At 56.9% G+C, this 21,228-nt stretch carries 20 protein-coding genes; 11 read left to right on the forward strand and 9 right to left on the reverse strand.

Going from position 1 to position 21,228, the window contains the following annotated elements; translation table 11 throughout:
- Positions 1-69: 69 nt before the first annotated feature.
- The gene (tnpA, locus tag AABO57_23000; GenBank protein ID MEK6288596.1) at positions 70-537 is read right to left on the reverse strand and encodes an IS200/IS605 family transposase; all 468 of its coding nucleotides are present in this window, start codon (positions 535-537) and stop codon (positions 70-72) included.
- Between the two features lie 254 nt (positions 538-791).
- On the opposite strand from tnpA, the gene AABO57_23005 reads away from it, so the two are divergent.
- The 10 genes from AABO57_23005 to AABO57_23050 all read left to right on the forward strand — a co-directional run bounded on the left by AABO57_23005 (position 792) and on the right by AABO57_23050 (position 9,924).
- Positions 792-1,055 (forward strand): hypothetical protein, encoded by a 264-nt coding sequence (locus AABO57_23005; protein ID MEK6288597.1) that lies wholly within the window; start codon positions 792-794, stop codon positions 1,053-1,055.
- A gap of 234 nt (positions 1,056-1,289) precedes the next feature.
- Positions 1,290-1,853, forward strand: coding sequence for an RNA polymerase sigma factor (locus tag AABO57_23010; GenBank protein ID MEK6288598.1), 564 nt, complete (start codon positions 1,290-1,292; stop codon positions 1,851-1,853).
- Between the two features lie 10 nt (positions 1,854-1,863).
- Positions 1,864-2,214 carry a hypothetical protein gene (locus tag AABO57_23015; GenBank protein MEK6288599.1) on the forward strand — a complete coding sequence of 117 codons (351 nt, stop codon included), beginning with the start codon at positions 1,864-1,866 and terminating at the stop codon, positions 2,212-2,214.
- A gap of 246 nt (positions 2,215-2,460) precedes the next feature.
- Complete coding sequence (locus AABO57_23020; protein MEK6288600.1) at positions 2,461-3,756, forward strand: PQQ-binding-like beta-propeller repeat protein; 1,296 nt, start codon at positions 2,461-2,463, stop codon at positions 3,754-3,756.
- Between the two features lie 21 nt (positions 3,757-3,777).
- A complete protein-coding gene (locus tag AABO57_23025) occupies positions 3,778-5,658 on the forward strand; it encodes a PQQ-binding-like beta-propeller repeat protein (protein ID MEK6288601.1) in 1,881 nt (626 codons plus the stop codon).
- Between the two features lie 69 nt (positions 5,659-5,727).
- On the forward strand, positions 5,728-6,462 hold the full coding sequence (locus AABO57_23030) for a phytanoyl-CoA dioxygenase family protein (GenBank protein ID MEK6288602.1): 735 nt from the start codon (positions 5,728-5,730) through the stop codon (positions 6,460-6,462).
- Between the two features lie 241 nt (positions 6,463-6,703).
- A complete protein-coding gene (locus tag AABO57_23035; protein MEK6288603.1) occupies positions 6,704-6,886 on the forward strand; it encodes a hypothetical protein in 183 nt (60 codons plus the stop codon).
- 294 nt (positions 6,887-7,180) lie between these two features.
- A complete protein-coding gene (locus AABO57_23040; GenBank protein ID MEK6288604.1) occupies positions 7,181-8,113 on the forward strand; it encodes a hypothetical protein in 933 nt (310 codons plus the stop codon).
- A 165-nt stretch (positions 8,114-8,278) separates the two neighbouring features.
- Entirely contained in the window at positions 8,279-9,016 is a 738-nt protein-coding gene (locus tag AABO57_23045; GenBank protein MEK6288605.1) for a hypothetical protein, read from the forward strand.
- Between the two features lie 143 nt (positions 9,017-9,159).
- The gene (locus AABO57_23050; protein MEK6288606.1) at positions 9,160-9,924 is read left to right on the forward strand and encodes a phytanoyl-CoA dioxygenase family protein; all 765 of its coding nucleotides are present in this window, start codon (positions 9,160-9,162) and stop codon (positions 9,922-9,924) included.
- A gap of 70 nt (positions 9,925-9,994) precedes the next feature.
- On the opposite strand, the gene AABO57_23055 is transcribed toward AABO57_23050, so the two are convergent.
- From AABO57_23055 to AABO57_23065, 3 genes are all read right to left on the reverse strand, one after another.
- Positions 9,995-10,654, reverse strand: coding sequence for a DsbA family protein (locus AABO57_23055; protein ID MEK6288607.1), 660 nt, complete (start codon positions 10,652-10,654; stop codon positions 9,995-9,997).
- 372 nt (positions 10,655-11,026) lie between these two features.
- Positions 11,027-11,293 (reverse strand): HEAT repeat domain-containing protein, encoded by a 267-nt coding sequence (locus AABO57_23060; protein MEK6288608.1) that lies wholly within the window; start codon positions 11,291-11,293, stop codon positions 11,027-11,029.
- A gap of 263 nt (positions 11,294-11,556) precedes the next feature.
- On the reverse strand, positions 11,557-14,118 hold the full coding sequence (locus tag AABO57_23065) for a PBP1A family penicillin-binding protein (protein MEK6288609.1): 2,562 nt from the start codon (positions 14,116-14,118) through the stop codon (positions 11,557-11,559).
- 271 nt (positions 14,119-14,389) lie between these two features.
- On the opposite strand from AABO57_23065, the gene AABO57_23070 reads away from it, so the two are divergent.
- On the forward strand, positions 14,390-15,214 hold the full coding sequence (locus AABO57_23070; GenBank protein MEK6288610.1) for an LLM class flavin-dependent oxidoreductase: 825 nt from the start codon (positions 14,390-14,392) through the stop codon (positions 15,212-15,214).
- Between the two features lie 54 nt (positions 15,215-15,268).
- Here the strand turns inward: AABO57_23070 and AABO57_23075 are convergent, their stop codons facing one another.
- From AABO57_23075 to AABO57_23095, 5 genes are all read right to left on the reverse strand, one after another.
- On the reverse strand, positions 15,269-15,790 hold the full coding sequence (locus AABO57_23075) for a nucleoside 2-deoxyribosyltransferase (GenBank protein ID MEK6288611.1): 522 nt from the start codon (positions 15,788-15,790) through the stop codon (positions 15,269-15,271).
- A gap of 48 nt (positions 15,791-15,838) precedes the next feature.
- Positions 15,839-16,618 (reverse strand): creatininase, encoded by a 780-nt coding sequence (locus AABO57_23080; GenBank protein ID MEK6288612.1) that lies wholly within the window; start codon positions 16,616-16,618, stop codon positions 15,839-15,841.
- Positions 16,615-17,538 carry a dihydroorotate dehydrogenase gene (locus AABO57_23085; protein MEK6288613.1) on the reverse strand — a complete coding sequence of 308 codons (924 nt, stop codon included), beginning with the start codon at positions 17,536-17,538 and terminating at the stop codon, positions 16,615-16,617. Before AABO57_23085 ends, AABO57_23080 begins: the two co-directional genes overlap by 4 nt.
- 89 nt (positions 17,539-17,627) lie before the next feature.
- Positions 17,628-19,691 (reverse strand): radical SAM protein, encoded by a 2,064-nt coding sequence (locus tag AABO57_23090; GenBank protein ID MEK6288614.1) that lies wholly within the window; start codon positions 19,689-19,691, stop codon positions 17,628-17,630.
- 28 nt (positions 19,692-19,719) lie between these two features.
- Complete coding sequence (locus tag AABO57_23095) at positions 19,720-20,988, reverse strand: radical SAM protein (GenBank protein ID MEK6288615.1); 1,269 nt, start codon at positions 20,986-20,988, stop codon at positions 19,720-19,722.
- Positions 20,989-21,228: the final 240 nt, after the last annotated feature.

Consider the following 21,228-nt stretch of genomic DNA (forward strand, 5'->3'; position numbering starts at 1 on the left):
CGTCAGGAGGGCCATGTTTATAGACGCCAACGCCGAGCCAATCCGCCCTCCGTCAGGAGGGCCATGTGTCTATTCATCAGTAAAGAACTCGAAAACATATTTGGGCTCGTAAGCAATATCGAACCTCTTCAACAACGTCAGGTATTCATTCCTGAAACTCCTCTTCGCATGGTGCTTCTGCTGGTTGCGAATGTACCGAATTACCGAATCCAAGTGCGAATGCGAGTAGGAGAACGCGCCGAAACCTTCCTGCCAGTTGAACCTGCCTCTGATCCATCCTTTGCGCTTAATGAATTCGGTCGAGTCGGACTTAACATCTCTAATCAAATCAGAGAGCGCAATATTGGGCTTCAGGCCGATCAACATATGAGTGTGATCCGGCATGGAGTTTATCTCGATCAGCTTTTGCCCCTTTTTCCGAACGATGCCGGTGATGTATTTCTGAAGCTCTTCTTTGAAGTCTGGTCTTATTAAGCTTTGCCTCACGGCAACGGCAAAGACCACTTGAATGTAGATTTGTGTGAATGTGTGAGCCATCTCTTACCTCCAGGTTTTTTCAATTACCCAGGTGGCCCGAGTATAATCGAAGATGTTTGGATTCGCCTAAAACTAATCAAGTGAAGCATGACATGGCCCTCCTGACGGAGGGCGGAGACATCTCGATGCGGGATCTATGAACATGGCCCTCCTGACGGAGGGAGTCTGATTAGCCTTCAGGAGGTCTTCTACGAATTGGTAGAAGCCAATCCCGCAGCATTGCTAAGCGCAGATCAGCGTGGTAAGTTCGGCGCATGCCAACTACCTCAGAAAGTTTGGCATTTGATCGCGGCGTGCGGGCGATGCTGGAAATTGTCTTACTGGAAAAAGCTGACGCAGTGATCGGCTTTCGCGCCGACCCTGAACTGCAAGCGCGCATCGAAGAACTCGCCCGAAAATCAACGGAAGGCCAACTGACGGAAGACGAGCGGGCTGAATACGCAGGTTATGTGCGCGCGAACAAGTTCGTCGCCATTCTCAAACGACAAGCGCAGCCGCTAGCGAACTCCCAGTCATAGATGGCAAGGAATCTATTTGGCAGGCAAGACAGCCACGGGCAGGACTACGATTCGAGTGCTCAGCATTAATTCGGAGGATCAGGTAGCGTTGCGTTCTTCCTGACACAGAATCAACTCTTCATTCCTAATTCTCTCCATTCTCGTAGCACACAATCTCGTTCGTAAATCTCTACAATATTCCCGGCCGCCGTTCGTCTACAGTAATGGATGGATGAGCCGGCGAGCATCACTTCGATGAACGAGCAAGACCGTAAAATCTCGGAAATCGTTGCGGAAGAACGATCCCGGCTGCGCAATTTCATCCGCCGGCGGGTGCCCGACCCTTCGGACGTCGAAGACATCGTGCAGGAGGTCTTCTACGAACTGGTAGAAGCCAATCGCCTGCTGATGCCGATCGATCACGTGACCGGCTGGCTTTTTCGCGTCGCGCGCAATCGCATCACGGACCTTTTCCGCAAGAAGAAGCCCGAGACCTTCAGCGACGCAGCGCCCAATAAACCGGGGGACGAAGACGGCGAGGTGGTACGGATCGAAGATCTGCTGCCATCGCCCGATGCAGGGCCGGAAGCGCTCTACGTCCGCGGAGTGCTTCTTGATGAGCTGGAACTTGCGCTCGACGAGCTGCCCGATGAGCAGCGTGAAGTATTCATAGCTCACGAACTGGAGGGGCGCAGCTTCAAAGAGTTGTCGGCCGAAAGCGGTGTGAACATCAACACCCTGCTCTCGCGCAAGCGGTACGCGGTGCTGCATCTGCGCGAACGATTGCAGAGCATTTACGACGAGTTCACGAATAAGTGAGGAACACAACATGAGCAAGAGCAAGAGACTAAAGAGACTGATTTGGATAGCTCCACTGGCGATCCTGGGGATGGTAATCTTCAGTTGGATCGGCGGCCAAGTGGTGATGCTATTGTGGAACTGGCTGGCGCCGGCGTTGTTCGGATTGCGGCCAATCACCTTCTGGCAGGCTCTCGGATTGCTGGCTCTCTGCCGGATTCTGTTCGGAGGCTTTGGTCTTGGTGGCGGCTCTTCTCGCTCCAATTCTCGGCGGCGAATGGCCGAGCGCTGGGAACAGATGACGCCGGAGGAGCGCGAGAAGTTCCGCCAGGGCATGCGCTCACGTGTCGGCGGCTTTGAAGCGCCAACCAGCGGAACCTAGCAGGCTGCTGAAAAATGGTAGCGCGCCACCAAGACACTAAGACACCAAGCCGCACCAAGTGAATGAATGAACAAGTTGTGGGCTTTGTGCTCCTTAGTGTCTTCGTGTCTTAGTGGCGATGATTTGGTTTTTCAGCAGCCCGCTAGGAGCCGGCGGCGGCGGTTAGCGACGAAACATCTCGTGAAACTGAGCGTAGGAGTGAAGAGCAACAATACCCAGAATTACAATAGTCAGAAGGAGAAGAAAGTGAAGTCACGATTACTAACTACCGTTGCAGCGTTTTGTTTGTGCTTCTCAGCCGTGTCCGTTACGAGGTCCGCCAACATGGCTGCTTCGACTTCCGACTGGCCTCAGTGGCGAGGCCCGCAACGTAACGGGATATCGCACGAGAGCGGCTTCCTTAAACAATGGCCGGCGGAGGGACCGAAACTGCTCTGGCAAGTGAACGACATAGGGGACGGCTATTCAACGCCGGCGGTTGTCGGAACGCGGATCTACCTGATGAGCAACCTTGGCAAGGAAAACGAGTTTGTTCAGGCTCTCTCAATTCAGGATGGAAAACCCATCTGGACAACGCGCGTCGGCAACGTAGGCAACCCTCAAGACTTTCTTTACGCGAAGGCTCGGTCCACCCCGACCGTTGACGGAGATTTCATCTACGCGCTGAGCTCGGACGGTGACCTTGCCTGCCTCGAAACCGGGAGCGGTAAGATTCGATGGCAGAAGAGCATCAAGAAAGAGTTCGACGGCAAGCCGGGGATATGGGCCTATGCAGAGTCTCCGTTGGTTGATGGTGACGTCGTTGTCGTAACCCCCGGCGGAGCGCAGGCCACGCTAGTGGCGCTTAACAAAAAGACGGGCGCGGTCATCTGGAAATCGGCGGTCCCGGGTGGCGAACAAGCGGGTTATGCATCGGCGATTGTCGTCCAAGCGGGTGGCCGAAAACAATACGTGCAGTTTTTGAGCAAGGGTATAGTCGGAGTTGATGCGAAGACGGGCCAGTTCCTCTGGCGCTACGCGGAGGTCGTCAAGGGTATGGCGCAAATGGTGACTCCAGTTTCGCGCGACGGATATGTGTACGGCGGGGCTCATGGCGTAGGAGGAGGAGCCGTCCGTCTGAAGGCGGATCGCGGAGGAGTCGCCGCGGAGCAGGTCTACTTCGCGCGCGACCTGCCGAACAGCATCGGTGGATCGGTGCTGGTTGGTGACTATCTTTACGGCACGGCGGGCACGGGGCTGGTGGCGGTTGAGTTCACTACGGGGAAGGTGAAATGGCAGAGTGAAGGGATCGGCAGGGGTTCGGTAGCCTACGCCGATGGGCTTTTATATCTTCACGGCGAGAATGGAGAGGTCGCGTTGGTGGAGGCGACCCCGGAGGCATATCGCGAAAAGGGCCGATTCACTCCGCCGGCTCAGCCGCAGCGCAAAAAGTTGGGGCCGTATCCGGAGAAGGCGTGGGCGTATCCGGTGATTGCTAATGGGCGGCTTTACATTCGGGATAACGGGACATTGTGGGCCTACGACATCAAGGCAAGCCGCTAGGCAGGAGTAAATGAAATGACAATGAGCACCATCGACGAGTCACAACGCGAGCCCGCAATGAGCACCAATAATGCCGACGAACCGGCACCCCGGAAGCCGCTCCGCCTGTGGCCGGGCGTCGTCGCCGCGGTCCTGCTGTGCGTGCTGAGGTTTGTCCTCCCGATCGTCGTGCCCGAGGCCACTGTCTTCGGGGTGATTGGCTCGGCCCTCGGCGCGTTGGCGATTGTCGTGTGGTGGGTGTTCTTCAGCCGGGCACCCTGGTCCGAGCGCCTGGGCGCCATCATCCTGATGATCGTCGCGTTGTTCGCGACGTCGCGCCTCGTCCACGAGTCGATTGCTGGGGGCGCGATGGGGATGTTGCTCTACGTTTTGGCGGTCCCCGTCCTGAGCCTCGCCTTGGTGGCTTGGGCCCTAGCCAGCCGCCGCCTCGCCAGCGGACTTCGGCGCGCGTCGATGGTCGCCACCATCCTGCTCGTCTGCGGAATATTTACGCTCGTGCGCACCGGCGGCACCACCAGCGACGTCATCGGTTCGGATTTCCACTGGCGGTGGACGCCGACTCCCGAGGAACGGCTCCTGGCCCAAGCCGCAGACGAGCCGACGGCACCCCCGCCGGCTCCGGCAGCAGCGGAAACTCCTAAGGAACTGCCCGTGGCCAAAGCTGGCGACGAGCAGGCCACACTCCCAGCGGGTCCATCAACACCCAAGACCGAACCGGCCACTCCGGCCGCAGTTGAGACGGGAGCCGATTGGCCGGGCTTTCGCGGGCCCGGGCGCGACAGCATCATTCGCGGCGTGCGGATCGAGACGGACTGGTCGAAGTCGCCTCCGGTCGCGCTATGGCGCCGGCCGATCGGACCGGGCTGGTCATCCTTCGCGGTCCGCAGCGACCTCCTCTACACCCAGGAGCAGCGCGGTGACGACGAGATTGTCGCCTGCTACAAGGTTTCCACGGGCGAGCCGGTATGGAGACACCGCAACGCGGTCCGGTTCTGGGAGTCGAATGGCGGCGCCGGTCCGCGCGCGACGCCGACCCTCAGCAACGGTCGCGTCTACACATTCGGTGCGACCGGAGTTCTGAACGCGCTCGACGCCGGTAACGGCACCGTCGTGTGGTCGCGCAAAGTGGCGTCCGACACCGACACGAAGGTGCCGACGTGGGGCTTCGCGAGCTCGCCGTTGGTGGTCGACGACGTCGTCATCGTCGCCGCCGCCGGCACGCTGGCCGCCTACGACCTCGCCACCGGCAAGCCGCGCTGGGTCGGTCCTCATCACGGCGGGAGCTACAGCTCGCCACAGCTCGTGACGATCGACGGAGTCGCGCAGATCCTGCTGCTGAGCCCACCCGGCGCGATCAGCGTCGCGCCGGCTGACGGCGCGCTGCTTTGGGAGTACTCGTGGGAAGGCGGCGCCATCGTGCAGCCGGCCCTGACAGCGGACGGCGACGTCTTGATCAACGCGATGGCCATGACCGGAGGAATGGGCACGCGCCGCATTGTGGTCGCGCACGGACCCGGCGGATGGACAGTCGAAGAACGCTGGACGTCGAACGGGCTGAAGCCATACTTCAACGACTTCGTCGTTCACAAAGGCCATGCCTTCGGCTTCGACGGAAGCATCCTCGCGTGCATCGACCTCGAGGACGGCAAGCGCAAGTGGAAGGGCGGACGCTACGGCAACGGCCAGCTCGTCCTGTTACCCGATCAGGACTTGCTGCTGGTGCTATCCGAGGAGGGCGAGCTGGCGCTGGTCGCGGCGACCACCGACAAGTTCACGGAGCTCGCGCGGTTCCCGGCGCTCGACGGCAAGACCTGGAACCACCCGGTGCTGGTCGGCGACGTCCTGCTGGTTCGCAACGGCCAGGAGATGGCCTCGTTCCGGCTGTCCCTCGCGGGCCGCTGACGGGGGTTGCCTTCGTGGCCATCGCTGCTGCCGCCCAACAACGCGTTGCACGGCCGGAAAGATACGCGTATGGACGACTGGTTCAGCGTAATTGATGCGCGCTGCGAGCTGTCGGCGGGCGCTGTTCAAGACCTGCGCGATGTGGGTTTCGTCGTCATTCCTGGCCCGGTGGCGCCCGACCGGTTGGCGCAATTTGCCAAGGCTTACGATTCCGCCGTGCTCTGCGCGGCTTCGGATGACGTATCGATAGGTAGTTCGACAACCCGAGTCCACGACTTCGTCAATCGCGGCCCAGAATTCGATGGGCTGTACGTGTACGAACCCGTCCTGGAGGCGTGTTGTCGCATCATCGGTCAACCATTCAAGCTCAGTACAATGCATGCGAGAACTGTGCGACCGTACTCACAGGCACAAAATCTTCATGTGGACTTCAGCCGCGAAGTGGATGGCTGGCCGATGGTGGGGTTCATCATGATGGTGGATGAGTTTCGAACGGACAACGGGGCCACTCGTTTTGTGCCGGGTTCACACAAATGGCCCACAATTCCGACCGACTTTCCGAAGGATACATCTGCGGACTACGAGGGCCAAGTACTGGCGTGTGGCCCGGCGGGCTCAGTCATTGTCTACAACGGGTCCGTCTTGCACGGACACACGGCAAACAGGGTCGGCGAACCTCGGCGTTCAATACAAGGCTCCTATATCCGCCGTGATACCGAGCCGGGGGTCAACCAGGCTGCGCGCATACGTCCGGAGACTCTCGGTCGCATCGGTCACCTTGCGAAATACGTGTTGGCCGTCTAACAAACGCATGCAGTGGGGCACGGGCAGCGAATCAGGCATGGTTCCACCAGTGCAGTTGCCCACGCCCGCTAATGGGATGCTATTTACAAATAATAATCTCTAGACATATAATGTGTGAGTCAGTGTGTTATATGCTCCAGACTAACCTACGTAGGCAGCTTCACCTTCGCTTTCTACGAGGCTGACTGCCTAAGGCTAGTTAATCTTCTAACGTACCTGTTTCTCGAAAGGAGAACAACTCATGAGTAGCCAATCTAAACCAACCAAAAAAGACATTCTCGATGCTTTGAAAAAGGAAGGTATCACAGACCTGGACAAGTTGGCAGATGTTGTGGTCAGCAAAACCGGTTCAGCGGCAAGCGCTGGGAGCGGGGCTGTAGTCAACAGTACCATTTGTGGCAATTGGTTCTGTGTCACTCCGTAGAAGGATGGCGCAAGCAAGATAAGCCTGACGACTTATCAAAGTTCAAGGAGACCATATTATGGGTCTCCTTGAACTCACAAGTTGCATCTCCTTTCATGAACATCTTCGGTAAAGGCAGCGAGGATGTTCATTGACCTTATCTACATTATTACAAGTTGAGAGAGCGATTAAGTTAAGCATCCAGGAATCTGTCTCTGCCCAGGAACCTCAAGTCATCCTGGGCTAGTTAACAATCAGGCTCCTTGAAACCTTTATCCAGAAAGTCCCGCATCTGATCTTCCCGAGGGGAAACGGTTGGAAAACACCTTAAGCTCTTTCATCAGTAACTCTCTGGATTGGTTAACAGCCAATCTGAATTTTTTTACGCTGCCTTCTCAAGAGGAAGATGAGGCAGCCGAAGAGATACTTATTGACCGGCAACGCAAGGCCTTTGGTGAGTTGGTCTTGGCCTGTATGTTGATGAGCCGGTATTCTAAAATGAGAGCTAGTCCACAGTTCATAAAAGCCCTGAATCATGTTGAATCTCAAGTGCGAAAGCCTGAATACAGCTTCAATATGGTGCGGCGGCTCAACCTTTTCCCCTTTTATCTGACTATCCTCGTCGGCCTTGAAGAGTGCGGGAAGACATTTCCTGAACACCGTTTTGCCCTTCAAAGAGTCTTGGACTTCGGACACGTTGCTGCCATCGAGCGAACTTCTTGGGGACAAATTGACCTGCGATATTTTTTGGATTACGGAGGTTTCAAACATAGTATCCCGGACTACCAATTACTCTATCGTGTGTCGAGCATCTACAAGCTTGCGCCAATCCCGTACCTACGCGATCTGGATGTCTACGCACTTACGCACATTCTTTTTTACATGGCGGACTTCGGACGGCGCGACCTTCGGCCAATTCTGGCCGAGCGCTTTGATCAAACACGTGAAGAGGTGGCACTTTTGGTTGGAACTTACACCTACGAGAAGGATTGGGATTTGGTGGCCGAACTGCTCATCTGCTGTTTATGTCTGGATTACCGTCCAACCCCTTTATTCGAGTTGGCCTGGCAAGGGCTAGTGACATCGCAAGAGCCTGACGGCAAGATACCGATGAAAACCTTTGACCCCGAAAGTCGTGAACTAGCCGATCCCCGGACGGCATCCGCTTATCAATTTAAAAATGCATACCACTCAACACTGGTAGGACTTTTTGCGGCGATGATGGAGTTTGATCAGAGAGAACTTTAGATGAAACGCTTACCCGCATCGAACTTATCGAATATCGCATCTCCCAGCCTGGACTGGCTCGGGTCTGTGGCTACTCGATTGACAAAGAATGACTCGCCACAATTGCTCCAAGCATACGTCGCGGCTGTAATATGCGGTGATCTTCAACCTGAGTTGCAGAACGATGTGATAAAAAAGATCGAGAAAATCAGGGCCAAACTAAACAGCCGGCTTGAGCAAGGGCTTACTCGATGCAACGGAACAACTGTCCTCCTGTGCTGCGTGCTAGAACATAACCTTTGGGGAGGAATGCTTCCCGCATTGAAGAATTATGCTGATCGCGCTGCCACTGCTTTGGATGAACTTCCTGCATCGGTAGTCGCCGAAGAATTTTCCGCAGCTAGGATGCTCCTGGCAGCGGTAGGACTGTTCTCCGAACCCCTTCCCTCGGGATTAACATTTGCGCCGGACCTCTCCTCTCTGCTGATGGGGGATGAAAAAACAACGCGCAATCTAACATCTCGCATCGAGTCGCTCACGGGCTACGGAACCTACTCCGTAAAGGCTTCGGTCGAACTGGATGCCGTGCTTGAGTGCCTGATGATGGCGGCGCTCCGTCGCTATAAAATGGAACTTGGCAGCACACTCTTACGCTCACTGTTCTATTTGGGGAAAAGAGAAGGGCTTGCCATACGCACCGCACTACAGTTTATCCTGAACAGCCATAACGCAGATGGTAGCTTCGGATTTTTCGATGAGGAGATCAAACAACTGCGTAAGGACGGGCCTGAGCCTTATGCGTCGCTCAGAATACATCTTCCGGTCACTCTCTCTTGCTTGTGGACGTTGGCGGAGGCCAACCTGGAGGGTTACCGACTGTTTAGAGATTTGGGGAAGCAACAGTTGCTGAGAGCAAGCTGTTAGACGGGTGAGGTCTTAAATGCCCGGTGCGTCCATACGTTATGTCATGTTTCTCCCATGCTTTCGTGAGGCGGCGGTGTGGTCGGGTATTGAATGGCATTAGTTCAAGCGTGTGAAAATCGGTCTGAAAACTTCAGGAGTAGAATATGAGCGCGCAAGAGATCGCTGGGGTCAAAGAGACACTGACAACAGCGCAGATTCACTTCTTCAAAGATAACGGTTACCTGATTCTTGATAATCTTATTGAGCCTCCAATCGTTGAGGAATGGCAACAGGCAATCTGTAAATGTTTCGAAGTAAGCTCCAAAGATGACGACTCTTTGAATATTGGCAGAAAGAAAGGGCAGGATTTCAAATTCACTTCAGAGTCCTCGCTCGGTAACCACCTTCGCCTGTCCGGAGTGCTCAAGCAGTTAGTAGGTGGTACTTTCGAATTTGCATCGGAAGACCTTATTATCATCCGGCCAACGTCGGAGCAAGAGTGGTCTATGCCCCGGAGGGGCCATATTGATCGCTTCTTACCGTCTTACAGGTCTCGTTTCATGCTTGGCCTCACGACATATGCCTACGCAGTGTTACCTAAAGGGGGCGGCACGATTATCTGGCCGAAAAGTCATCTCAGTAATTGGGAATATTTTCAAGCCTTTCCTGATCATCATTACGGCAACGGCCCTGAAGCGGGTACTGGCCCCGTCCACGAACGGTTATCGCAGCGTGCTGTGTGTGAGCCTATTGAGTTTACTGCCAAACCGGGAACGGTTTTACTCTGGCATAGTTTCATGCTGCATACTGCTTCCCTTAACATTAACAAAACACCTCGAATGGCCATCTTTTGCCGCTGGGGGCAACCGCTCCAACCCGAACAGCCACGTGAGACCTTCGGCGACATCTGGGAAAACTGGGCAATATAAAGACTCACTCTAAGGCTATGAAGCTGTTTGAAAAATAGCATTCGTAGTGTTTGCCGTACTGGAACTCTTTTCACGCAAGTCGGCACATATCGTCAAGTGCCACATCGAGGCGGCGCGTAAGCGCCGCTGGCGAGTTACCCACGCTCGGCAACCGGCTGACGACCTCTCCTCGGCGGACGAGCAGTGTTGGGTAAGAGGAGACGCCAAGTTCACGGGCGAACGAAAAATCCTGTTGCGCCGCCGCGACCCCCTCCGGGCCAGTGAAGAAGGAGACTACGCGCTCGGAGTCTAGGCCGTAGTCGCGAGCGATCATCGCTAAGGTCGCGGCGTCGGACAGGTTGAGCCCGTCGCGGTAGAAGGCCCGTTGCATTGCACTGATGAACTCTATCGAGAGATCCGGCGCTTGGTCACGGAGTGCGGCGAGCCCCGCCGCCGCCGCCGCCGAATCCTGCACGAAACTGCCTTCGCGCAAAAGAGCCTTATACGGATCGCCGAACGTGACGCCCATACGTCGAACGATTCGCGCGTTAACTTCCTCGATGTGACCATATGACCTGATAGGCAACCGGAGTTCGCCAACGAACAGACCGCCGCTGACCACACGAAACGGCACGCGATGGCGGTTAGCCTCGTAGAAGGTGTGAAGCGTAGGGCCGAAGCCGTAGCACCAACCGCAGTAGGCATCGGTGACATACAGCACTTCCGCCTCGGGAATAACTAATTCAGCCACCTGCCTCCTCCTTCTCAATACCGGAACATCTGCCGTTAAATGGATTCGGATTCACAAAGGAGCATTATTGACTCCAGAAACTACATGGGGCGATTTACAAAAATTCAGGCGCGCGACCGGCGTCGGGCACCTGAACTTCAACGAGCCTGATGTGCAGAACTACACACGTAGCCCTCCGCTAGCCCCCAGCGTCTGGTTTGAATACGAGAGTGTCGCGCAAGGCGATGATTACACGGTTTTTCTCACCAAACAGATAATATGTTCGAGTCGACAAGTCCGTCTTTAAGTGATTCTGGTTCTCCGGCCTCCGTCTAACTGAGTGTGACTGGAGTACCAGACTTCTACTTGATAGTTGAGGTGGAAGGAGCGGACTTAATCGCGCAACTTTTCAAGCGCCTGCTCCAAGGATGCCCTCACGTGTATTGACTCCTCCGCTTCCATTCTTTTCTTGAGCGCTTCGATTGAAGCCGGACCACCAAAGTTGCTTAAGGCCTTCGCCGCGGCGGCGCGCACTGAGGCGTCGCTGTCATCAAGTGTCTTGATTAACGAGGACAGCAATCCGCTGATCGCGCTGGCCTGACGCGCACATCCGTGAGAGGTCTTCAGCCGCGCGTTGACGCGCAAAAGGCGAGATGTCACCGAGCGATTCAATCAGGCCCAGCAATCGCGCGTCTTTTGAAACACAAGGGCGTTCTTCAAACTCGATTGGTGATTCGTAGCCGCGGCGCTTGAGGTAAAGCCTTTCGTTGAGGTTCAGCCCTGTTGCCACTGAGCCCGTAGATGAGGGCCACGACGATGACAATGACCAGGATGGTGAAAAACGTCACGAATTGTCGATTGCCGATTGCCGATTGCGAATCGACAAGCCCTCATAGAGTCGGAAATCGGAAATCCGAAATCGCTCACCCGTTCTTCCCGCGCTTCTTTTTTTCGTCCTTGTCGGTACTGCGATCATCGCGTTTGACTCCCGGTGGCGGACGGAAACTATCGCGATCCAGGTCCGGCCGCGGTTTCTCAACGCGCGGGGGTCTGGTGGAAGCGTCGCCTTCCGGCTCGACCATTCTTGGGGCGGACCGGTCTTTGGGCTCTTTGGTCTCTTTCGGCGTCTCCTCGTCCTGGGCAACGCTCTTTGCCTTATCGCTCAGTTCGTCGGTTGACCGGGCCGCAGCTTCTCCGGCTTGCGCCTCGCGAATCGCGCGTTCAGCCTCGGACCTGCGGGCGATCACTTCTTTATCCGGAGGAACGTTCTTGGGAAATTGATCGTTGGGTTTGTCCTTCAGGAACTTCTCCATGAAGTGAATCCACATCGGCAGCGCTGCGACCGAACCCGCTTCCTTGTTGCCCAGCGTCTTCTTCAACCCTGGATAACCGATCCAGACGCCGGCAGTGTAAGTCGGTGTGTACCCGATGAACCACGCGTCGGTGAAATCGTTTACCGTTCCGGTCTTGCCGCAGATCATCCGCTTGGCGAGTTCTTTGTTGGCCATCATCGACCCGGCCGTGCCGCCGGTGACCACTCCGCGCATCATCACTTGCATCTGGGAGGCGACCCAGGGTGAGATTGCTTTGGACGATTCAGAGTTCCACTCTTGCTTCATGTCGCCGTCTGAGTCGGTGACCCGCTTGATCAGATGCGGTTTGACGCGCACACCTTGATTCGAGAAAACCGAGTAAGCGCTGACCATATCGAGCAGCGGTTCCTCGGTCGCGCCAAGCGCCGACGGCAACACTCGTTTCATGGGGTTGGGCAAGCCAAAGCGTTTAACAATATTCGCGCCCTTGTCTACTCCGACTATCGACAGCAAACGCACCGCGACCACGTTGATCGATTGCTGGAGCGCGCTCCTGAGCGGCATCATCCCTCCGCCGCTCGACCCGTCGTAGTTTGCAGGAGACCAGCCAGTCACCGGATCGACAAACGGCTCCGCGCTCACAACCGTGTCGGGCGTAAAGCCATTCTCGACAGCCGCGGCGTAGATAAACGGCTTGAACGTCGAGCCGGTTTGCCGTTCGGCTTGAGTCGCGTTGTTGAACTTGCGAGTGGCAAAATCATAGCCGCCCACCATCGCCTTGACGTCGCCGGTCTTCGATTCCAGGCATATCAGCGATCCATCGACCGACGGCAGTTGATCAAGGGTGACCTCCAGCACTTTTTTGTCGTTGTCGGCCTTGTTGACCTTGAACACGGCGAGGTCGCCTTTTCGAAGCAGCTTCGACGGAGGCCCGCCCGCCCACTTCGTTGCCGCGTCGGTGAGCGAAGCCCTGTAGTCACCGAACCGGACCTCAGCGCTCGACGTGCCGACGCTCATCACCAGCCCGTAGATGTATTCGCCCGCCACATAGTCGCCCATCCAGTCCGGGTGTGAGTAGTGCGAAATATCACCGGGCGGCTTTTGATCGAGGATGTTGGTCAGCTTACCGCGCCAACGCTTGCCGTGCCGGTCTTCGTACGCGTGCAGCCCGCGGCGGACCGCTCGCACTGCCTCGCGCTGGGCCGCCCCGTCAATCGTGGTATAGATGTTCATCCCGCCGGTCTGGGTCTGCCACGTTCCAAAGGTTTCTTCGGACTCCTGGCGCACCGACTCGACGAAGTAGCCGAAGATCGAGTTGTTTGCGTTTTGAGGAGGGCTGATGTTCAGGTTGATTCGAGTCTGGCGGGCGCGATTGTATTCGTCGTTGGTGATGTAGCCTTCTTCGTGCATCCGATAGAGCACGACGTTGCGCCGATCGAGCGCCGCCTTCTCATCGCGCGTCGGCGAGTAGAGGCTCGGCGCCTTGGGAAGCCCGGCCAGCAAAGCGCTCTCTTCGAGCGTCAGGTCCTTGAGCGATTTGGAGAAGTAGTACTGGGAAGCCGCCTCGAAGCCGTAGGCGCCGCCGCCCAGGAAGATGTAGTTGCAATACATCTCCATTATTTGTTCCTTCGTGTAGTAGCGCTCGATTTGCAACGCGAACAGTATCTCTCTGATCTTTCTTGTGTAGGTCTTCTCGGGAGTCAGGTACAGCGAGCGGGCAAGCTGTTGTGTGAGCGTCGAAGCGCCCTCGGCCTTGCGGCTCTTTATCAGATTTTTGAAGGCAGCGGTCACGATACGAATGGGGTCGACTCCAATGTGCTGGAAGAACCGGTCGTCCTCAATCGCAAAGACCGCGTTCTTCATCGTTTCCGGTATTTGATCGAAAGTGACCGGAATCCTGCGCTCGAGCGAGAATTCTCCAACGACCGTCTTGCCATCACCGGCGATAACGCGAGTGACCAGGTTAGGACGGTAGTTCGCGAGCCCCGCGACTTCTTGCGCCTGCTCGGTCATGCTCGCCTGATAGGCCACCGTGGCGCCAAACATCATCCCCGCGATGACCGAAAGCGCAACCAACGAAAGGAAGGTGTATTCGCGGAAAAACTCCTGAAGCCAGTTAGGCGAAAGCGCCAGTCCACGGCCTTGTAATCTGAGCTTATTGACAGAAAACATTGTGATCCTCACTGACAGCAAGGTTGACGATGGAAGCCTCTGACTCTCGACATCAAGGGTACAGCAGCCCCGCTCGCGTTGTAAAGCAGCGCCGTTTTTGATGCAGACCTTCGCAATTCGGGTTGTCGCGGTTCCTTGTCAAGCTCGCATTCTCTTGAGGAAGCATCGGCGGAAGCTGAGAATTCGAATGGAAATATATGACACAGGATGTCTCGACTACCCTGTACACTCTGCGCCAGTCGAAAGGCTCAGGCGCAGAAAGGAGGGTTGCATGCAGTATGGATTCACTATCGAAGGGGGCGACATCCAAGCCATCAGCGAGCTTACCCAGGAGGCAGAGGCTGCCGGGTGGGACGGCGTCTTTATAGCCGATGCCGTTGACATCGGACCGTGGCCCTGGTTCGACCCGTGGATCGTTCTCGCTGCGATGGCGATGCGTACGGAGCGCATTCGTATCGGGACGATGATAACCCCGGTGCCGAGGCGGCGTCCCTGGAGGATGGCCCGTGAAACGGTCACCCTGGATCACCTTTCGGGTGGCCGCCTGATTCTGGGAGTCGGGCTGGGAGCCGCCGAACATGACGGAGGGTTCCACAAGGTAGGCGAAGCGATGGATATTAAGACCCGCGCGCAACGGTTGGACGAGGGCCTCGCGATAATGACCGGGCTCTGGAGCGGCAAGCCGTTCAGTTTCACCGGCGAGCACTACAGCGTGCAGGAAATGACCATGCTCCCGGCGCCGGTGCAGTCGCCCAGGATTCCTGTCTGGGTTCCTGGCGTTTGGCTCAAGCCGAAATCCATGGAACGCACGCTCAGATGGGACGGGATTATTCCGCAGAAGTACAAATCCATGGAGCGAATGACACCTGCCGAGATTAAGAAACTAAAGCAATTCGTTGACGAGCATCGCCCGCAGACCACTCGATTCGATATCGTAGTCGGAGGTCAAACGCCCGGCGGCAATCGTAAGGAGGCAATCAAGAAAGTTGGCGCGTTCGCCAAAGCCGGCGCGACGTGGTGGCTTGAAAGCTTGATGACTTCTTCGTGGGATTCGCTGCGCAAGCGAGTCAAGCAAGGCCCGCCGAGACTGGAATAATAACGCCGTAGTCTGCGCCGATCGCCCTAAACTACTCGCCGCGAGTCGTCAGCCCTAACGCTTTCTGCTACTGACATTTTGCCGGAACTGCCGCTCCAGCACTTCCCGTAGGACAGCGGGGCACTTCTGAACCTCGCGGATGTCGACGAAGACGACGCGCGCGATCGACTCCAGACCGCGCAGCAGATGGCCGTAGCTCTCCGGCAGAGGAAGCGGGGCCACCGCTACGATCGGCTTGCCCAAGGCGCAGGCCCAGCCCAGCTCCACGTGCGTGCCATCGGTGCGCAAAACACCATCGCGTCCGGCAGGGAGAACCGCCACGAAGCTCTCGCACCGTTTCATCCAGTCGAAGTCGCGCATAGCGATCTCGTGGGAACTGAATTTCTCGCGGTCGAGGCCAAACGCTTCAGCGCGATGCGCGGAGAAGACTTCATAGCCGCCTCCCTCGAGTACCGAAAGGATCGACGTGATTAGTGCCCTCAACGGAGCGTCATACGTGTCTTGCGAGATGGCGTAGTGAATGGGCCCTCCTACGAAGACATTGCGGGGTTTCGAGGGTTGTGGCTTCCGCCCCATGTAATCTCCTATCTCCCAAAAGATCGTCCGCTCGTTGGGTTTATGGTCTCATTTCCTCGCGAGCCCATGAGGGTTGCGCACCAGCCGCTCAAGCTCGCTGGAGACGTGTTCGAACAGAGTCCGCCCGATCTCGGCCGAGGAGCCAGCGGTCTGTGCAAGAACCCCGCGGTCAGAGATCTGTTCCGGGTCGATTGGGTGCAAGTAGACGCCCGCGAGGGGAGGCCGCGAGTGCTGAGGTCGCTCTGCGCGCACGACCTCCGGTCGGAGATAGAGCATCAGCGAGGTCTCGCACAGACCGGCATGCTCCGCGTGCCAGCCAGGAAAGGCCCCACTGAAGAGCTTCGCTACAAAGTCTTGAGTGACGACACTCCACCAGCTCAACGAAATGACCTCTACTCCGTCGAGCCGACCTGACTCGCGGCACACCTCCATCGACTCAAAGAGGAACGGCTCATTCTCGTAGTGCCCGTTGACGACGACGAGAGATCGGGCACCACAGCGAACGTAGGCTGTAAGAACGTCGGTGAAGTACTCGATCAGCGTCGTCCCGCGCACGGCGATAGTGCCCGGGAACGACGGGCCGCCGCCGCTTTGGGGAAGCGAACGCGCTCCATAGGTAATTGTTGGGGCTAGGTAGCCGCCGAGCCGCTCCGCAATCTCGCTTGCCAGCGCGTTGGCTATGTCAATGTCCACGGTCAGCGGCAGGTGTGGCCCGTGCTGCTCGATTGCTCCGACTGGAAGAATCAATCGCTCCTCCCGCAATCCTTCCTCCACCTCGGAGGACACCAAGTCCCCATATCTGCGTAATTGCTGTCCAGTATGGTTCATGCAGAGGCTCCTGGGAGGGCGGCACCGATCAGTTGTTGGGTCGTGACCCCCTCCTTCTTACACCATGCCGAAAGGTCACCGGTTATCTCGGACAGCAGCTCTATCCCCGATGTCATCAGCATCGTATAGAGTTGCACCGCGTTGGCCCCGACCTCAAGGTATTCCAGCACATCGGACGCGCTGCCCACCCCACCAATCCCGAAGATCGGGCATGTAATCCCGGCTTGGCGGAGTTCATAAATGGAGTGAAGGACGATCGGCTTGATCGCCGGCCCAGAGTAGGCGACGGGCCCGCCGAAGGCTAGGCGTCGATGCTCGAAGTCGACGAGAACCGAAGGCAGCGCATCGCTCAAGCTGATTGCGTGCGATCCCTCGCCAATGCTCGCCTTGACGTTCTCGAGTAGACCCGAAACGGCAGCCAACTTGACCGAAAATGGGACGTCAACCGCTTTACGCACGGCGGCAGCATAGCGGCCGACAAGCCTCCAATCTGCCACCTGCTGGCTCGCACCGTTCGGGCAGGAGACGCCGATTTCCAGGGCGCGTGATCCTGCCTCCACGATGCGTAGTGCCAGATTGCCAAGTTGCTCAGGCGAGTGGGCATAGATGCTTGTGATAACCGGGGCGTCCTGTTCGGCGAGCACGGCCAGGGTGCGCAGCCATTGCTCAAGTTTTACCCGTGAGTAGGTCGTTGAGTTGAACACGCCAGCCGGACCCTTCTTGACGCGTTCAATAATATTCTCTTTATCACCGACGTAGATGGTCTTGGTCACCACTCCACCCGCGCCAGCATTCAGTGCACGCTGGATCTGTGGAAGCGAATCCGAAACCGGACCCGAGGCTACCAATACCGGATTGGCGAGCTTGAGACCCAAGATCGCCGTAGTCAGCCTTTCGTCTGCTCTAATCAGAGTCGCCATCGTGCGACGCTCGCGCCAACCCATCCGCCTAACCCCTTGGCCAACAGAACGCAACTGAGCGTCAGGGCGATAAAGAAATGCCAATCTGATCAGCCGCCTAGAGATTTACAATGAACAACACCCAATCGAGCAGCCTCCTCAAGCTGATCAACGAGCGAAAACAGATCCCCCTCTCGCCCGCTAGCATTGTGATCCATCGCCCAGGTTTGCACAATGTCACCCGCTTTCTTTGATGATATCTGTAGTTGACGTACCGCGTGAAACGTGAATGCGTCTGCTTTCAACAGTTGAACTCGTCCCGGCGCAACGCGTTTCCAGAGTAGATACATCGGCCCAGGCTCCGGCTCCGGAAGCGGATCGGGAGGCTTCGTCGACAACAGGGACTCTATATCTAGCGGTATTTCGAGCTTGCCCACGATGTCACCCAGAACCAGATTTGTCGATAATTCGATTTTGGGCCAACCTTCTGACGGGAGACCCGTTCTGTAGTTGGCCATCGTCGTCGCTATGACGGGCTGTTCCTGGCCTGCGATCTCATGGTTGAGACGAATCACCTGGAGAACAGAGAGCAGAGCCGGCGGAAATTCATGAATCAACCGCATTTCATCCATCAGGAAATCGGCGAAGAGTACCGGCGTGCCAAAGCACCGCCTATAAGATGCTGCGTTCCGGGCATCATTAAACTTGGAGATCCACTCGACCCACCGACGGTAGAGCGCGAACATCCCGCCTGAAGACTTAGCGAGCCACAGAGCTGGGAGCAGGGCTGCAGACACCAGCGTGGGAAATTCCTCGAGGCCGTCGATCAGCTCCTCTTTGATCTCCTCGCTATGGCGGCGGGGCCGATGGTAGGCCCCGAAGACAACAGGATCGCTAGCAACCAATTTCCGATTCGCGGCGCCGAGCTCGGGCCCTAGAGGAAGATCCAAGAAGTGGCCAGTACAGATCCTGTCCCCCAACGTGCCAGCGATGGAGGAATCTTCAAAAGGGGTGAACTGGAAGAAGTGGACTGGAGCGCATCCAATTTCTAAAGCTCTAGCGTACGCGTCGAAAGTCTCGGAGAGGCTTTGCTCATCCTCACTAGGGAATCCGCCGATAAAGCCTACGTTCGCAGCTATCCCAGCCTCCAAGCAAGACCGTAAGATTTCGAATGAATGAGCTACGTCGATCTTCTTCCTAATCTCAGCGAGGATGCGGGGCGAACCGCTCTCGAGGCCGAAGTAGATGGCACTGCAGCCTGCTGTAGCCATGAGTTTGAGAAGCTCAGCGTCGACAGTGTCAGTCCGTGAGCTGCAGGTCCATTTAATTGGTGCCCCGGCTCTGATCAACACCTGGCACACTTCCTGGACCCATGTTTTGCTCGTTGTGAAAAGGTCGTGCGTGAAGTGCATTCGCCGGGGCCCGTAGAGCCGGAGGACGTACAGCAACTCTTCGATGATCCTCGCACCAGACTTGACGCGATACGCTCGCTTCCAGAAAGGGGCGGTCGAACAGAAGGTGCATTGAAACGGGCAGCCGCGCCCGACCTCGAAGAAAATCTCCTCCTCCGGATCCGGCTCGTAGAGGTCGTACGCTGGATAAGGCAGCGTGTCGAGCTCCTTGATCAACGGTCTTTCTCCGGCAAAGAAGGGAGCGCCGCTCGGCTGTCGGTACCACACGCCAGGGGCGGAATTGAACCCGTCTGCCATCAAGCTGCGGATCAAATCCGCAAAGGACGTTTCTCCTTCTCCGCTGACAATGTAATCGATACACGGCCAGGACGTGAGGGTGGCGGCGGCAACAGCCGACGCGTGCGGGCCACCAAGAACAATGACGCAGTCCGGCTTGATCTCTTTGATCTCCCGGCAGATCTGGAGAACGTGATGATAGGACTCGTTCTCAGTCATGAACCCTACTATGTCCGGGTCCGAGGAGCAGATCTCCGTTGCGGCTGAGCGATAGAAGCTGGGTCCCAGGGGGATGGTTCCGTCGACGATGCGCCGGTTCAGATCATAGAGTGACGGTTCGATTTGCAGCGATGAACGCATCGATGAGATCAGCGAAAGCAGTCCGATAGGAATGAAAGTGAGCATCGAGGAGGAAGCGACCTGGAAGTCGTTCTGCAAGACTGCCGGATGGCGCACGTGTGGGCTGGTTGCAAGTGTTATCCTCATGACGAAGACTCCTCTCTCTGCCGCGAGCTCAGAGCGATCCGCGCTGGAGCCGTCGCGGCTCGACAGGCCGCTCACATTCTCCCAGTTGAGATGCTCGCAGCATCGCCGTACGGACTATGGTGCTCTGAATCTGGAAGTCAGAGGCCCCGCAAGCAAAGTACTCGCGGTGGCGAGCGTAAGAGAGCGCCGGGCACCTCGAGGCGCAGTAGTATTCCGGATTGTTAATTACGCAACCTTCGCAAGTCGACGTGAAGTTGTCCCAGCAGTAGCGACGTATCTCCCATTCGGAGCGCCACATGGAAGAGAACGATCTCCCTTTGAGGCTCCCCGGTGAGAGAATGCTTACCGCAGCACAAGAGGTACAGGGGTAAACGGTTCCGTCAGAGGCAATATAGCAAAGGTACCTGCCGCTCGGGCAGCGGCGAGTTAGGTAACCGAGTGTCTCGCCATAGTCGAATATAGTGCCTACGCAGAGGCCGCTCATACGGTGATATTCCCGCTCCCACTCTTTCTCTTTGAGCCAGAATTCAGCCGCTTTCTGGACGTCCGACGGCGTGTTCTCTAGTTCAAGGTGTTGCTCCCCCCGCCCAAGCGGGCTGAATGGGACACTTCGCACCGAAACACCGTTCTGCTGCGCCCAATCGAGCAATTCGCCCAACCGATCAATGTTTCGCTTGTGTGTGTTGGTCATGACGTTGGTCATGAAGCCCATTTGCTGGCTTCGGAGCACCGCACGGGCGGCGACATTGAAGTCGCTGGCAGGGTCCCGGGGGTTCATGATGTGAAGATTGTCGAGGCTGACGCTGATGATGACACCGTCCCGCGGCAAACGATCGAGGAGCGCATCGGAGAGGAACATGCCATTTGTGGCGATCCCCACGAGCAGGCCCTGACTGCGTGCAAACTGCACGAACTCCGCAAAGTCGGGGTGCAACGTCGGTTCGCCGCCAGTGAAGGTGACCGCCCATACGCCCATTTCCGCCATCTCTTCTAGCAGATGGAGGATCTCCGACGTAGCCAGCTCCCCTTCTCGCGGGGGGCCTGCGTCGATATAGCAATGCGGACAGTTTAAGTTGCACTTCCGCGTTATCTCAAACCATACGAGCAGCGGCGTATCAAGGTGAAAGCCTGGTCTTACAACCAGCTCCTCAAGCAGGTATGGTTGGAGCTCGTCCAAAGAGGCACCACGCTCCAACGCGGGTCCAGCGGCCTGGGTCAACAGATGTATCTGGCCCTCTGGAAAACCAGCGATATAACCGAAGTATTCGCGATTGAATCTGACAGTCTGCGGCTGCATTACGATCCTCGATTCAATAGGACCTCAATAACATGCCGAAAGAGATGGTCCTTGCCTTCGCCTGCTATCGCAGGTGTTTCGAACCTGCCACCTGGCCACCTCACGTGCCGCGACCACTTGACGCAACTATGGTAGCCAACTGCTTTTAGAGCGCAACGGCGCCGCTAGACAGACAGCAGATCTTGAAGCATTCGACCCGGCTCGCCGCCGTATCCGACACAGGCGGCGTTTCCGCATTCG

This window comes from Acidobacteriota bacterium, from assembly GCA_038040445.1.
Classification (GTDB): domain Bacteria; phylum Acidobacteriota; class Blastocatellia; order UBA7656; family UBA7656; genus Onstottus_A; species Onstottus_A frigus.